Raw genomic sequence first — 13,940 nt, 5'->3', positions numbered from 1 at the left:
CCTGGCGGCGCCTCACACCGGAGTGCCAACTCGCAGGTGATACCGGGGTACGGGGAGCTCATACCGCGGTATGGGTTGAGGGCTCTACTGCTCTCCGGGCGTGATCAGACCTGACTCATAGGCGAAGATCACGGCCTGCGCGCGGTCCCGCAGGTTCAGCTTGGAGAGGACCTTGCCGATATGGGTCTTCACCGTCTGCTCGGCGAGGACAAGCTGCTCGGCGATCTCCTGGTTGGACAGGCCGCGCGCGATCAGCGCCAGTACCTCGGTCTCACGCTGCGTCAGGCCGTTCAGCCGAAGCGACTGGCCAGTGCGTGGCCGCTGCTTGGCGAAGTCCGTGATCAGCCGACGCGTCACCGACGGAGCGAGCAGGGCGTCGCCCGCCGCCACCACGCGCACCGCCGAGATCAGATCGGCGGGCGGGGCATCCTTGAGGAGAAAGCCCGAGGCTCCGGCGCGCAGCGCCTCGTACACATAGTCGTCCGCGTCGAAGGTGGTGAGCATCAGCACCTTCGGCACGTGCACCACGCCGGGCGGCGGGTCCAACAGGGCGCGTGCCGCACTGAGTCCGTCCAGCTCGGGCATCCGGACATCCATCAGGACGACATCGGGATGGGTGCTGCGGCTGACGTCGATACCGATTTTGCCGTTCGGAGCCTCGCCCACGACGTCGATGTCGCTCTGGGCGGAAAGGAGTGCGGCGAAGCCGGCCCGCACCATGTTCTGGTCATCGACGATGATCACGCGGATGGTCATGCGGTGCCGGAGTCCTTTTTCAGGAGAGGGAGTTGGGCCGCCACACGGAAGCCACCGTCGGGCAGCGGCCCGGCGTCGACCGTGCCGCCGACCAACCGTACGCGTTCGCGCATCCCGACAAGTCCGTGACCTGTTCCGCTGTGCTCCAACGAGTCGGGTTTCGCCGTGGGCGGGCCGTTCACCACGAGGATCAGCAGATTCTCCTCGTCCAGGGTCACGGTGATCGTGGTGCGCGCTCCCGGCGCGTGCCGCATCACGTTCGACAGGGCTTCCTGGACGATGCGGTACGCGGACAGGTCGACGGCCGGTGTGACGGCGGCCAGCTGCGTGAGCACCGTCAGTTCAGGGCGGGACAGGTCGATCGGAATACCGGCGCGCACCGTCGCCTCCACCAGATGCGGGAGTCTGCTGAGCCCGGGCTGCGGGGTCCGCTCGCCCGGTACGCCCTCACTGCGCAACACCGCGAGCAGCCGTCGCATCTCGGTGAGGGATTCACGGGCGCTGGCGGCGATGCTCCCGAACTCCTCACGCGCCGCGTCCGGAAGGCCGTCGAGGCGGTAGGGCGCGGAATCGGCCTGCACGGTGATCACCGACATGTGGTGGGCGACGACATCGTGCAACTCACGCGCGATGCGGGCCCGTTCCTCGAGGAGGGTGCGCTGGGCGCGCTCGGCCTCGCTGATGGTCTCCTGCTCGATGAGTCTGCGCTGTGCGTCGCCACGCTCACGGAGCAGGGCGCCGAGCAGCAGTGCGACACCGCTCAGCACGATCAGCAGCACGCTGGTGTCCTGGCTGCCGTCGTCACGGAACGCACCGACGACGAGGCTCACGACGACGGTGACCAGCCAGATGCCCAGGAGAGTGCGGCGGCTCTCGCGCAAGGAGAGCAGGAGGCACACGACCACGTAACTCACGATGATCATGGCGGTCCAGGGCGCAGGCCGGCCGTGGTCCATGGACTGCGTCACGATCGCCCCGATGACGTCCGCGACGAGCATGATGCACCAGGCGGGGAACGGGCGGCTGACCGCCAGCAGCAGAGGCGCCGACTGGGCGACGGCCAGGGCGCCCGCCAGGCCGCCGTCGACCCCGTAGTCGTTCGTCAGTACCTGGGTGGTGACGGGGATGAGTGTCACGACGAAGGCCAGCGCGGTGATCAGCGGCAGCAGCCGTACCCAGCGCTTGGGCGACCGGGCGAGGAGCGGCTCGGTCCGTCCCGAGGGCGTCGAGAGGAAGGCCCCCTTCCTGCCGAGTTCTCCGCGGATCCCCGCTGTCGCACGCTGAAGAACGCCCCCGCGCCTGCCGGGCTCGGTGGCCGGTGGGCGGGGGTCCTGGTCCGGTGGTGTCGATGCGCTGCTCATGGCCTGATCAGCGTAGACATGTAGCACGCCGTACGCCGTCGTACCGCGGAGCTGACCTGTACCCCATACCCAGGTAGGGGCTGGGACCGCCCGCGATACCTGGGTATGACCCGCGCCCCAGGACTCCCCGTGCCCCCAGGACCCACAGACTCACGGCTCCGTCGGACTCAGACTCAGACTCACGGCTCCGTCAGACTCACAGCTCCGCCAGGAGCTCGGCCTTCTTCGTGGTGAATTCCTCGTCCGTGAGCAGACCCGCCTGGTGCAGCTCGCCTAGGTGACGGATACGTTCCGCGATGTCCGCCGGGTCGCGGCGGGTCACCGGGGCGGTGCCGGGGACCGTGCCGGGCGTCAGAGCCGGGCCCGACGACCGCACCGCGGCGAGGACCGACGCCGCGAACGGCAGTGATTCGTGCACCGGGCCGTACCCCAGACCGAAGACGACGGCCGCGGGATCCTGGTCCGCCTGCGCGGGCTGGGCGATCGGTGTCTCACGGCGCAGCAGCCGCAGATGCCCCTCGAAGACCTCGGGAGAGCGCCACTCGACGCCACTCAGGTCCGTGACCAGGAAGCTCTGGTCGCCGGCTTTCCACTTCGCGGAAGAGGCTCCCGTCCAGAACCACCGGAAGGCCACCGACTTGCCGTCGAAGGACGCCTTCCCGTCGTACGCCTTGAACTGCAGCGGAGTCTCCGGTGGGGCGACCAGGTAGCGGTCAGGAGGCCCGCAGTCGTCCTGGGTGAGCTGGGCCCGCAGCTCGTCCGCGTAGTACTCGGCGAGTGTCTCCCGCTCGGCGGGCAGCACGAGCCGATACGGGTCGCAGCCGTCCTTGAGCTGGCCCGCGGCGGCCTCCATCAGCGGATCCGCGCCCGGTCTCGGCACGGCGTGCAGGACGACCGTCCCTCGCTTGCCAGGAGTAAGAGTCACCGCTGCGATCGCCTCGTGGGGGATGCGGCGTTCACCGAGCGCCTGAAGGAGCTTCGGCGTGCGGATCCCCCGTTCGAAGCGGATGAGCACGGAGTCGGACTCGAACTCCCAGGCGGCATGAAATCCGGCCAGTACGTCACCCATGCGGCTCATCGTAGGCGGCACGCGCGCCTCCGTCCCTCCTGCGGCGTGCCGCTGTTTTGTCGATTTCTACGCGCGTCAGGCCACTGTCGCGCCGGAAAATTCCTTCCGGCAGGCGTCATCCCCGCTCGCACACCGCACCGAGCGGTACGCCCCGGTGCCGATGTCGGCGAAGTTGCTGAGGCTCTCCGTGCCCGGCTCGAAATAGCCGGTGTGGCCGATCGCGCCCCGCGCGGAGAGCACCCGCGCGCCGAAGTCCCGGGAGACGGGATCGGCACCGTGGCCGAGCCCGCCGACCTCCATGTTTGGCACATCCTGGATCCAGTCGTCGCCGTCCCTGGTGGCCCAGATCCGGGCCCCTGTGCCCAGCTGCGCCGCTGTGTCGGAGCGCATGCCGGGGCTGCCCGCGACCGCGATGTCGGAGACGCGGGATGGCAGCTGTCGTGCCGCGACCCCGCACACCACGGAGCCGTAGCTGTGGCAGTACAGCGCGACAGGTGAGTGTCCCGGGAGTCCGCGCACCAACGAGTTGAGCCGGATCGCGCCGTCGTCCGCGCGCATGGACGTGGCCGCGTCCACACCGAGGCCGATGGGCGCGGTGTAGTCGGCCCAGGCGATCACGGCGGTACGCGCGCGTGGGCTCGCCGAGTGCTCCGCGCGGTACAGGGCCTTGGCCATGCCGACAGGCGCCGAGTACTTCCTGTTGGTCCGCTCGAAGGTCAGCACGTTCGTGTCCACACCGGGCACGACGACCGACACCCGGGAAGCCCGGTCGAGGTTCCCGAAGACCTCCGCTATACGACCCGACCCCATGGGATCGAAGGACAGGACCTGCCGATTCGGGCGCATCATCACGCCGAAGCGCTTCATCCTGCGCTCCGCCTCTTGTTGCCCGAGAGGGGAGAGTCGCTTGTCGTGCATGCGCTCTCGCTCGGTCTTGCGCGCGTCGTTCAGTGCGATGCGGTTCGCGCGATATCGCAGCTCTACGGGGGCACCGTTCATGTTGCCGACCGCAAGGGCGTAGCGGTCGGCGAGGCGGGTGCGCTGTTGTGCGTCGAGCGAGGCGAAGAAGTGAGCGAGCTTGCCGGCCGGGGCACCGGGGTCGGGCAGGGCCCGTCCGCCGATGTGCCCGTGCTCCCAGGCGGAGAGCGAGGCCGCGAGCGGCGATGCGGCGTCCTTGTGGTGGCGCACCGCGGTCCAGCCGGTGGTCGCCAGCATGACGAACACGACGGCGAGCGCAAGCAGTGCGCGCCAGGCGCTGAGTTGAGGGGAGGAGTCGAAGGAAGTCACTACGGAACACCCTAGGAGAATCGTGATGCCTACCGTGCACCGGGTGAGGCAGATCACGTTTCCTGTGGGGTAATTGAGGCATAGCGGACGCACTTAGAGCACTTTCGTCACGCTCTGTGAGTGACATATGTGCGCAGTGCACCCTGAGCGCGACATTACTGACGGCGAATCAAACAGTCACTCAGTGTGTTGATTTGTTCGAAAGTCGAGCGCTCCAGCGCTCCGACACACAGTGTGCGCACCGCTACTCTGTGCGCCAATTCTCCGCCAACGCGGGCCCCAGTTGGTCGAGATATGACTCGGTGATCGCGCGGATCGAGTCCACGCTCGAGTCCTCGCCCGCACCCCACAGCCGCCCGGTCACCCGCATCACTCCGCTGAACGCGGCCACCACCACACGAGGTCGCGGGTCCGTCTCCAGGTCGAGCCCCTCACGCTCGGCGATCACGCGCGCGATCTCCTCCTCCATCTCGATGGAGCGGCGCAGGTGGGCGGCGAGCAAGGAGGGGGTGGACTCGATCATCTGATAGGTCCGCATGTGGAGTTCGACGGGGACCACCTCTTCGATGGACCGGCCCATCGCGTCCCAGGCGCCGATGACGGCCCCGCGCAGGGCGACGAACGGCGCCTCGTCGGCAGGGCGTTCGCGCAGCGTCCCCACGAACCGCTGTTCCACCATCTCCTGCACGGCGAAGGCGGTTTCCTGCTTATTGGTGAAGTACCGGAAGAACGTGCGCTGGGAGACGTCGACGGCTTCGGCGATCTCGTCGACCGTCGTCTCCTCGAACCCCTTGGTCGTGAAGAGCTCGAGCGCCGCGCGCAGGAGCGCGTCACGGGTGCGCTGCTTCTTGCGCTCGCGCAGTCCGGGTCGAGAGGTCTCGCCGGAGATGCCTCCGGAGGCCTCGGCCTGCGGTTTCGCAGGGTCCGCCGCTCGCTGCTCGGTCTTCACGCCATGGCCCTCTTTCCGCCGCTTTGACCAGCTCACCTTACCTGTGAGCTACGTGACAGTTACCGACTTGTGAAATGGTTTGTCAACTGTCAGCGACTGACACTAGCCTCGAACGTATGACTAGTCAGATCACCGTCGACAAGGCGGACAAGGCGCCGGAGCCGTCGTCCGCTCCGGCCCCGGCCAAGGGGCTCCGCGGCCACCCTTGGCTGACGCTCTTCTCCGTCGCGATCGGCGTGATGATGGTCGCCCTGGACGGCACCATCGTGGCGATCGCCAACCCGGCCATCGCCAAGGACCTCGGCACCACGATGGCCGGTGTCCAGTGGATCACCAACGGCTACCTTCTCGCCCTCGCCGTCGCGCTGATCACCGCCGGCAAGCTCGGTGACCGCTTCGGCCACCGGCAGACCTTCCTGATCGGCGTGGCGGGCTTCGCCGTGGCCTCCGGCGCGATCGGGTTCTCCAGCAGCGTCGGCCTGGTCGTCGCCTTCCGTGTGCTCCAGGGCCTCTTCGGGGCTCTCCTGATGCCGGCCGCGCTCGGCCTGCTGCGCGCCACCTTCCCCGCCGAGAAGCTGAACATGGCGATCGGCATCTGGGGCATGGTCATCGGCGCCTCGACCGCGGGCGGCCCCATCGTCGGCGGCCTGCTCGTCGAGCACGTCAGCTGGCAGTCGGTGTTCTTCATCAACGTGCCTGTCGGCGTCATCGCCCTCGTCCTCGGCCTGGTGATCCTCAAGGACCACCGCGCGGAGAACGCGCCGAAGTCCTTCGACATCCCCGGCATCGTCCTGTTGTCGGGCGGCATGTTCGCGCTGATCCTGGCCCTCATCAAGGGCTCGGAATGGGGCTGGGGCGGGTCCAGGACGCTGCTCTTCCTCGCGGGCGCCGTGGTGCTCTTCGCGCTCTTCGCCTTCTGGGAGACGAAGGTCAAGGAGCCGCTCATCCCGCTGGGCATGTTCAGGTCCGTCCCCCTATCCGCCGGTACGGTCCTGATGGTGCTCATGGCCTTCGCCTTCATGGGCGGGCTGTTCTTCGTCACGTTCTATCTGCAGAACGTGCATGGCATGAGCCCGGTCGACAGCGGCCTCCACCTCCTGCCGCTGACGGCCATGATGATCGTGGCGTCGCCGATCGCCGGTGCGCTCATCACCAAGTTCGGCCCGCGCGTCCCGCTCGTCGGCGGGATGGTGGCCACCGCCATCGCGATGTTCGGCATGTCCACGATGACGACGGACACCGCGACGCTGCCGATGTCGCTCTGGCTGGGCATGATGGGCCTTGGCCTGGCGCCCGTGATGGTGGGAGCCACCGAGGTCATCGTCGGCAACGCCCCGTTGGAGCTCTCCGGCGTGGCGGGTGGTCTCCAGCAGGCCGGCATGCAGGTCGGTGGCGCTCTCGGCACGGCGGTCCTCGGCGCCGTGATGGCCGCCCGGGTCGACAAGGACCTCCCCGCGAACTGGGCGGACGCCAAGCTTCCGCCCATGACGCCGGAGCAGCTCGACCAGGCCTCCGCCGCGGTGCAGATGGGCGGGGCGCCGGTCCCGCCGAAGACGCCGGAGCCGGTCGCCGAAGCGATCACCAAGGCCGCGCACGACACGTTCGTCTCCGGCATGGGCCTGGCCTTCACCGTCGCCGGTGTCGTCGCGGTCGTCGCCGCCCTGGTCGCCACGCTGACCAAGCGGGGCACCAATGCCGAGGCGGGCGCCGGAGTCGGACACATCTAGCCGCACCCACCGGCATCGAGCACCGCGCTCACGCATCAGGGAAAGCCCCTCAGGGTTCAACTGGGGGGCTTTCGCCTATCTGGGTGACGCACATCCGTACCCCTTCCGACGGAGCTAGCGAGTGGGTCACAGTTCTGCCAAGTGATCTACACGACACGGGAGTTGAAGCAGATGCGTACGACGATGCCCACGACCTTCGCCGCGGCCGCCCTCGCCACGGTGATCCTGACCCCCATGCAGGCCGGTGCCACGGCACCGTCCACACAGGCCGATCTCGCGACACCCGCGAAGTACGCCGGGGCCGCCGCGCCACCCAGGCTCGCCGCTTGCGGGCCGGGGGAGCTCTGCCTATGGGGAAAGGCGCAGTTCAAAGGCGCCCGACGGACGTACGAGCTGTCCGAGATCGACATCGAGAGCTGTGTAGCGCTGCCGGAGGGGGGCAGCGCTCAAGCACTCGCCAACCGCACGGGCCGGCCGGTCACCACGTATCAATCCGCGGAGTGCGCGGAGACCGGCGAGTTCGACACCTATCCAGGCGGTGGCACCTGGCTCCCCGAATCGCCCTATCGCGTACGGGCGTTCAAGGTCTGGGAGAACTGACCGGAGGCACCTGAGGGCCATCCGCGGCCGGCGCCGGCCGCGGCACCTCGACCGCCCCCGCACCACCCGCCCCCACATCGCCCGACCCCGCACCAGCCGACCCCGCACCACCCGACCCCGCAGCGCGCGGCTCTGCAGCACCCGGCCCCGCCCCGCCGGACAGCGCCGTCACCTGAGCCCGCAGCGCCCGAACCTCCGTCGTCAGCGCCTCGATCGCCGCGGTCTGGCGCCGCTCCTCGACTTCGTCGCGGTCGAAGCGCGAGATGAACCACGCCGCGATATTGGCGGTGACCACACCGAGAAGCGCGATGCCCGAGAGCATCAGGCCGACCGCGAGGATGCGGCCGAGCCCGGTCGTCGGCGCGTGATCGCCGTAGCCGACGGTGGTCATCGTGGTGAAGGACCACCACACCGCGTCGCCAAGGGTCTTGATGTTGCCGTTCGGCGACTCCCGCTCCACCGAAAGGACTGCCAGTGAACCGAACATGAGGAGGCCCACGACGGCCCCGGCGACATAGGTCGTCAGCTGAATCTGGGACGCCATCCGGGCCCGGCGGCCGACCAGCATCAGAGTCGAGACGAGCCGCAGCAACCGCAGGGGCTGCAACATCGGGAGGAGGACGGCGCAGAGGTCGAGCCAGTGCGAGCGGACGAACTGCTTGCGGTGGTCGGTGAGGTAGAGGCGTACGAGGTAGTCGGTGGCGAACGAGGCCCAGACGATCCACTCCACCACCGTGCAGGTGGTCGTGACGCTCTTGCTCGCGTCGGGCGCCACGATGGGCACGGCGTACGCGACGGCGAAAGCCACCGCGAGCACGAGGAGCGGACGTTGGGTGCCTCGCTCCCAGCGGAGCTGTGCCGGTGGGTGCTTCATGGGCGCTTCCATGCGCGCATCGTAGGAAACGCCGGAGGGCGGCGGGAGCCTCCGCCCCACCGCCCTCCGAACGAACTGCTACGTGCTACAGGTGCCGCACGCTCGACACCTCACGCTCGACACCTCACGCTCGACACCTCACGCTCGACACCGGGCGCCCAGTACCGCGCGCCCGGCACCGCGCACCATGCGCCCTAGGCGTCGCCCCCAGCGGCGCCCGGGTCGGCCGCCATGACGTCGAGCAGCTGGTAGCGGTCGATGGCCTGCTTCAGTACGGAGCGGTCGAGCTTGCCCTCGCGGGCCAGCTCGGTCAGCACGCCGACCACGATCGACTGGGCGTCGATGTGGAAGAAGCGGCGGGCCGCACCGCGGGTGTCCGCGAAGCCGAAGCCGTCGGCGCCCAGCGACTGGTACGTGCCGGGGACCCAGCGGGAGATCTGGTCGGGGACGCTCCGCATCCAGTCGGAGACGGCCACGAACGGGCCCTCCGCGCCGGACAGCTTCTGCGTCACGTACGGGGTGCGCTGCTCCTCCTCGGGGTGCAGGAGGTTGTGGCGCTCCACGTCGACCGCCTCGCGGCGCAGTTCGTTCCAGGAGGTCGCCGACCAGACGTCCGCCTTGACGTTCCACTCCGAAGCGAGGATCTGCTGGGCCTCGACCGCCCACGGGACCGCGACACCGGAGGCGAGGATCTGCGCCGGGATGGCGCCCTGCTCGCCCGCCTTGAAGCGGTGGATGCCCTTGAGGATGCCTTCGACGTCCACGTCGGCGGGCTCGGCCGGGTGCTGGATCGGCTCGTTGTAGACGGTGAGGTAGTAGAAGACGTCCTCACTGTCGGGGCCGTACATCCGGCGCAGGCCGTCCTTGACGATGTGCGCGATCTCGTACCCGAACGCGGGGTCGTAGGAGACACAGCCCGGGTTGGTCGAGGCGAGCAGCTGCGAGTGGCCGTCCGCGTGCTGGAGGCCCTCGCCGGTCAGCGTCGTGCGGCCGGCGGTGGCGCCGAGGACGAAGCCGCGGGCCAGCTGGTCGGCCATCTGCCAGAACTGGTCGCCGGTGCGCTGGAAACCGAACATCGAGTAGAAGACGTACACGGGGATCAGCGGTTCGCCGTGGGTGGCGTAGGCCGAGCCCGCGGCGATCAGCGAGGCCGTGCAGCCGGCCTCGGAGATGCCGTCGTGCAGCATCTGACCGGTCGGCGACTCCTTGTAGGCGAGGAGCAGATCGCGGTCGACGGCTTCGTACTGCTGGCCGAGCGGGTTGTAGATCTTCGCGCTCGGGAAGAAGGCGTCCATGCCGAAGGTGCGGTACTCGTCGGGGGCGATCAGCACGAAGCGCTTGCCGATCTCCTTGTCCCGCATGAGGTCCTTCAGGATGCGGACGAACGCCATGGTGGTGGCGATCGACTGCTGGCCCGAACCCTTCTTCGCGGTCGCGTACGTCTTGTCCTCGGGAAGCTGGAGGGGCTTCGAGCGGACCACTCGGGTCGGTACGTAGCCACCGAGGCCCTGGCGGCGGTCGTGCATGTACTGGATCTCTTCCGAGTCACGGCCCGGGTGGTAGTACGGCGGGGCGCCGCCCTCCAGCTCCTTGTCCGTGATCGGGATGTGCAGGCGGTCGCGGAAGCCCTTGAGGTCTTCGGCCGTCAGCTTCTTCATCTGGTGCGTGGCGTTGCGGCCCTCGAAGTTCGGGCCGAGCGTCCAGCCCTTGACCGTCTGCGCCAGGATGACGGTCGGCTGGCCCTTGTGGGCCTTGGCGGCCGCGTACGCCGCGTAGACCTTCTTGTGGTCGTGACCGCCGCGGCCCAGGTGCAGGATCTGCTCGTCGGTCATGTTCTCGACCATGGAGCGCAGGCGGTGGTCGTCGCCGAAGAAGTGGTCGCGGATGTACGAGCCGGTCTCGGTCGCGTACGTCTGGAACTGGCCGTCGGGCGTCGTGTTGAGCCGGTTGACCAGGACGCCGTCGCGGTCCTGCGCGAGCAGCGGGTCCCAGCTGCGGTCCCAGACCAGCTTGATGACGTTCCAGCCGGCGCCGCGGAACTGCGACTCCAGCTCCTGGATGATCTTGCCGTTGCCGCGCACCGGGCCGTCGAGGCGCTGGAGGTTGCAGTTGACGACGAAGGTCAGGTTGTCCAGGCCCTCGCGGGCGGCGATGGAGAGCTGGCCGAGCGACTCGGGCTCGTCCATCTCGCCGTCGCCGAGGTAGGCCCAGACGTGCGACTTGGAGGTGTCGGCGATGCCGCGCGCCTCCATGTAGCGGTTCATCCGCGCCTGGAAGATCGCGCCGAGCGGGCCGAGGCCCATCGAGACGGTCGGGAACTCCCAGAAGTCCGGCATCAGACGCGGGTGCGGGTAGGACGAGAGCCCGTTCGGAGCCTTCGACTTCTCCTGGCGGAACGCGTCGAGCTGCTGCTCGGAGAGCCGGTCGAGGAGGAACGCGCGGGCGTAGATACCGGGGGACGCGTGCCCCTGGAAGAAGATCTGGTCGCCGCCGTCGCCCTCGTCCTTGCCGCGGAAGAAGTGGTTGAAGCCCACGTCGTAGAGCGACGCCGATGAGGCGAAGGTGGCGATGTGACCGCCGACCCCGATGCCGGGGCGCTGGGCGCGCGAGACCATCACCGCGGCGTTCCAGCGGGTCGCGTTCAGGACCTTGCGCTCGATCTCCTCGTTGCCGGGGAAGAACGGCTCGTCCTTGGTGGCGATCGTGTTGATGTAGTCCGTGCTGCGCATCTCGGGCACGGCGACGCGCTTCTCGCGCGCGCGTTCGATGAGCCGGAGCATCAGGTAGCGGGCCCGCTCGCGGCCGCGTTCGTCGACCGCGGCATCGAGGGAGTCGAGCCACTCCTGGGTCTCTTCGGGATCGAAGTCCGGGACCTGACTCGGCAGGCCGCCAATGATGATCGGGTTGCGATCGGATCCGGAAGCCACGCTGTTCCTTCGCTGTTGGGGCTTTCGCCTGGGTTCTGCCTGGCTGTGAGACGTTCCCCATCGTGTACCGCGTGGGCGGAATCGTCATCTCTACTGAGAGGTAACCGAGGCCTCCGCCCGGCGGCCCTGGGGTAGGCTCGACCAAATCGCAACGATACGCCCATCCTGCCTAGCCGGTTCGTAAGGCCGTTCGGACCTCAGTTCCGTCCGGCGTCGTACGAGTGAAGTGCGAGCGGAGAAGGATCTGGCAGGTGGGCCTTCTGTTGCGGCGACACGGCCGGGAACGTCACCGTTTCAGCGGTCTTGACGGCCGGGTACTTGCGCGATCCGGTCCGCCCGTGTGGACTACCGCCAATGTCCCGCGCACGCGCGTGGATGAAGGCATTCCCGAAAACATGATCAGGAGGCAAGCCGTGAGCGCGACCGCGGACCACGCGGAGGAGCGGACCAACCCTGCCGCGAGGCTGGGATTCCAGCCCGAGCAGGTGGTCCAGGAGATCGGCTACGACGACGATGTCGATCAGGAGCTCCGCGAGGCCATTGAAGGGGTGATCGGCAGCGAGCTCGTCGATGAGGACTACGACGACACTGCTGACGCCGTGGTGCTGTGGTTCCGCGAGGACGACGGCGACCTGACGGATGCGCTGGTGGACGCCACCCAGCTGATCGAAGAGGGCGGCGACCTCTGGCTGATGACGCCCAAGACCGGCCGCGACGGTTACGTCGAGCCGAGCGACATCAACGAGGCAGCTCAGACCGCAGGCCTTGCGCAGACCCGGACCATCAACGCGGGCAAGGACTGGACGGGCAGCCGTCTGGTCACGCCGAAGGCGGCAGCCAAGAAGCGGTGAAGCTGCCGCTCAGGCGGCAGGAAGTCGACTGAGCCAATCGCAGTGAGCCCCCACCGACGTATGCCGGTGGGGGCTCATGCGTGTGCGCGGGCCGCGGTGAGGTGCCCGCCCTGCGGTGTGATCGGACGAAACGCCCGTTGCGTAGGGTGGTCGTCACCCGAACAGCCCCATCGAAGGGATGCGAACTCATGGCGGTCGCTGCAATCGCGACGGGCACCAAGGCCCCGGACTTCGAGCTGAAGGACAACCACGGTCGCACCGTGAAGCTGTCGGACTTCCGCGGCGAGAAGAACGTGGTGCTGCTGTTCTATCCGTTCGCGTTCACCGGCGTGTGCACGGGCGAGCTGTGTGCGCTGCGGGACGAACTGCCGACGTTCGTCAACGACGACACCCAGCTGCTCGCGGTCTCCAACGACTCCATCCACACCCTGCGCGTCTTCGCCGAGCAGGAGGGCCTCGAGTACCCGCTGCTCTCCGATTTCTGGCCGCACGGTGAGGCGTCACGCGCCTATGGGGTCTTCGATGAGGAGAAGGGCTGCGCCGTGCGCGGCACCTTCATCATCGACAAGGAGGGCGTGGTGCGCTGGACTGTCGTCAACGGCCTGCCGGACGCCCGTGACCTCAACGAGTACGTCAAGGCGCTCGACACCCTGTGATGAACCCTGTGATTCCTCAGGGGTGACACCCTGTGATTCTTCAGGTGCAGAGCCTGTGGCGGCCGGGAACCGGTCACTAGGATCCACTCGTTGATCCGATGGCAAGCACGACTGGCAAAGCATGACTGGGGCTCCCCGCCCCTGGACATCAATTTGGGAGGATTTGTGGGAGTCAGCCTCAGCAAGGGCGGCAACGTATCGCTGAGCAAGGAGGCCCCCGGCCTGACCGCGGTTCTGGTCGGCCTGGGCTGGGATGTCCGTACCACCACCGGTACGGACTTCGACCTCGACGCCAGCGCCATCCTGACCAACGCCGAGGGCAAGGTCAGCAGCGACGGCAACTTCGTGTTCTTCAACAACCTGAAGAGCCCGGACGGATCCGTCGAGCACACCGGCGACAACACCACCGGTGAGGGCGAGGGCGACGACGAGGCGATCAAGGTCGACCTCGCGACCGTTCCGGCCGACGTGGACAAGATCGTTTTCCCGGTCTCGATCTACGACGCCGAGAACCGCCAGCAGTCGTTCGGCCAGGTCCGCAACGCGTTCATCCGCGTCGTGAACCAGGCGGGCGGCGCGGAGATCGCGCGGTACGACCTCTCCGAGGACGCCTCGACGGAGACGGCGATGGTCTTCGGCGAGCTGTACCGCAACGGAGCGGAGTGGAAGTTCCGCGCCGTCGGCCAGGGCTACGCCTCGGGTCTGCGCGGCATCGCGCAGGACTTCGGCGTCAACGTCTGAGCCGAGCAGCACCCTCCGCCTCGTCGTCCGGCGCCGCACACCACGAGTGCGGGGCCGGACGCGCGCACCACGCGTTGGTCCCGGACACCACACCCGCACTACGGGCGCCCGGGAATCCTTGGTCGCGAACCACCGGGGGGTC

The 13,940-nt window shown here is 68.3% G+C and carries 12 protein-coding genes; 5 read left to right on the top strand and 7 right to left on the bottom strand.

Going from position 1 to position 13,940, the window contains the following annotated elements:
* Nucleotides 1-84: 84 nt before the first annotated feature.
* The 5 genes from ACFUPX_RS36750 to ACFUPX_RS36730 all read right to left on the bottom strand — a co-directional run bounded on the left by ACFUPX_RS36750 (nt 85) and on the right by ACFUPX_RS36730 (nt 5,335).
* Nucleotides 85-756: a response regulator gene (locus tag ACFUPX_RS36750; protein ID WP_383332699.1), complete on the bottom strand. Its 672-nt coding sequence runs from the start codon at nt 754-756 to the stop codon at nt 85-87.
* Nucleotides 753-2,117 carry a sensor histidine kinase gene (locus tag ACFUPX_RS36745; RefSeq protein WP_383332697.1) on the bottom strand — a complete coding sequence of 455 codons (1,365 nt, stop codon included), beginning with the start codon at nt 2,115-2,117 and terminating at the stop codon, nt 753-755. Before ACFUPX_RS36745 ends, ACFUPX_RS36750 begins: the two co-directional genes overlap by 4 nt.
* A 196-nt stretch (nt 2,118-2,313) precedes the next feature.
* Nucleotides 2,314-3,186, bottom strand: a complete 873-nt coding sequence (locus ACFUPX_RS36740) for a DUF4429 domain-containing protein (RefSeq protein WP_383332695.1) — start codon at nt 3,184-3,186, stop codon at nt 2,314-2,316.
* 75 nt (nt 3,187-3,261) lie between these two features.
* The gene (locus ACFUPX_RS36735; RefSeq protein ID WP_383332693.1) at nt 3,262-4,473 is read right to left on the bottom strand and encodes an alpha/beta hydrolase; all 1,212 of its coding nucleotides are present in this window, start codon (nt 4,471-4,473) and stop codon (nt 3,262-3,264) included.
* A 244-nt stretch (nt 4,474-4,717) separates the two neighbouring features.
* Nucleotides 4,718-5,335 carry a TetR family transcriptional regulator gene (locus tag ACFUPX_RS36730; protein WP_383332743.1) on the bottom strand — a complete coding sequence of 206 codons (618 nt, stop codon included), beginning with the start codon at nt 5,333-5,335 and terminating at the stop codon, nt 4,718-4,720.
* Between the two features lie 203 nt (nt 5,336-5,538).
* On the opposite strand from ACFUPX_RS36730, the gene ACFUPX_RS36725 reads away from it, so the two are divergent.
* Nucleotides 5,539-7,149 (top strand): MFS transporter, encoded by a 1,611-nt coding sequence (locus ACFUPX_RS36725; RefSeq protein WP_383332691.1) that lies wholly within the window; start codon nt 5,539-5,541, stop codon nt 7,147-7,149.
* A 171-nt stretch (nt 7,150-7,320) separates the two neighbouring features.
* Complete coding sequence (locus ACFUPX_RS36720; protein ID WP_383332741.1) at nt 7,321-7,749, top strand: peptidase inhibitor family I36 protein; 429 nt, start codon at nt 7,321-7,323, stop codon at nt 7,747-7,749.
* Here ACFUPX_RS36720 and ACFUPX_RS36715 read toward each other — a convergent pair.
* Together ACFUPX_RS36715 and aceE are read right to left on the bottom strand one after the other, a co-directional pair.
* Nucleotides 7,730-8,623, bottom strand: a complete 894-nt coding sequence (locus ACFUPX_RS36715) for a potassium channel family protein (RefSeq protein WP_383332739.1) — start codon at nt 8,621-8,623, stop codon at nt 7,730-7,732. The genes ACFUPX_RS36720 and ACFUPX_RS36715 overlap by 20 nt on opposite strands.
* A 194-nt stretch (nt 8,624-8,817) precedes the next feature.
* Nucleotides 8,818-11,550 carry a pyruvate dehydrogenase (acetyl-transferring), homodimeric type gene (aceE, locus tag ACFUPX_RS36710; protein WP_383332689.1) on the bottom strand — a complete coding sequence of 911 codons (2,733 nt, stop codon included), beginning with the start codon at nt 11,548-11,550 and terminating at the stop codon, nt 8,818-8,820.
* Between the two features lie 413 nt (nt 11,551-11,963).
* Between aceE and ACFUPX_RS36705 the strand changes: the two genes are divergently transcribed.
* The 3 genes from ACFUPX_RS36705 to ACFUPX_RS36695 all read left to right on the top strand — a co-directional run bounded on the left by ACFUPX_RS36705 (nt 11,964) and on the right by ACFUPX_RS36695 (nt 13,798).
* The gene (locus ACFUPX_RS36705) at nt 11,964-12,401 is read left to right on the top strand and encodes a DUF3052 domain-containing protein (RefSeq protein ID WP_383271784.1); all 438 of its coding nucleotides are present in this window, start codon (nt 11,964-11,966) and stop codon (nt 12,399-12,401) included.
* Nucleotides 12,402-12,589: 188 nt separating this feature from the next.
* Entirely contained in the window at nt 12,590-13,057 is a 468-nt protein-coding gene (locus ACFUPX_RS36700; RefSeq protein ID WP_383332687.1) for a peroxiredoxin, read from the top strand.
* Between the two features lie 165 nt (nt 13,058-13,222).
* A complete protein-coding gene (locus ACFUPX_RS36695; protein ID WP_383332685.1) occupies nt 13,223-13,798 on the top strand; it encodes a TerD family protein in 576 nt (191 codons plus the stop codon).
* The last annotated feature ends 142 nt before the right edge of the window (nt 13,799-13,940 follow it).

Source organism: Streptomyces sp. NPDC057302 (genome assembly GCF_042667685.1).
Taxonomy (GTDB): domain Bacteria; phylum Actinomycetota; class Actinomycetes; order Streptomycetales; family Streptomycetaceae; genus Streptomyces.
Note: the sequence above shows the minus strand (reverse complement) of the source record. Positions and strands in the feature narration are given on the sequence as shown.

What these genes read in the sequence shown, in the direction of transcription:
- ACFUPX_RS36740 (WP_383332695.1), bottom strand. Translation starts at nt 3,186, where the DNA reads ATGGGTGACGTACTGGCCGGATTTCATGCCGCCTGGGAGTTCGAGTCC.
- ACFUPX_RS36745 (WP_383332697.1), bottom strand. Translation starts at nt 2,117, where the DNA reads ATGAGCAGCGCATCGACACCACCGGACCAGGACCCCCGCCCACCGGCC.
- ACFUPX_RS36750 (WP_383332699.1), bottom strand. Translation starts at nt 756, where the DNA reads ATGACCATCCGCGTGATCATCGTCGATGACCAGAACATGGTGCGGGCC.
- ACFUPX_RS36720 (WP_383332741.1), top strand. Translation starts at nt 7,321, where the DNA reads ATGCGTACGACGATGCCCACGACCTTCGCCGCGGCCGCCCTCGCCACG.
- ACFUPX_RS36715 (WP_383332739.1), bottom strand. Translation starts at nt 8,623, where the DNA reads ATGAAGCACCCACCGGCACAGCTCCGCTGGGAGCGAGGCACCCAACGT.
- ACFUPX_RS36700 (WP_383332687.1), top strand. Translation starts at nt 12,590, where the DNA reads ATGGCGGTCGCTGCAATCGCGACGGGCACCAAGGCCCCGGACTTCGAG.
- ACFUPX_RS36725 (WP_383332691.1), top strand. Translation starts at nt 5,539, where the DNA reads ATGACTAGTCAGATCACCGTCGACAAGGCGGACAAGGCGCCGGAGCCG.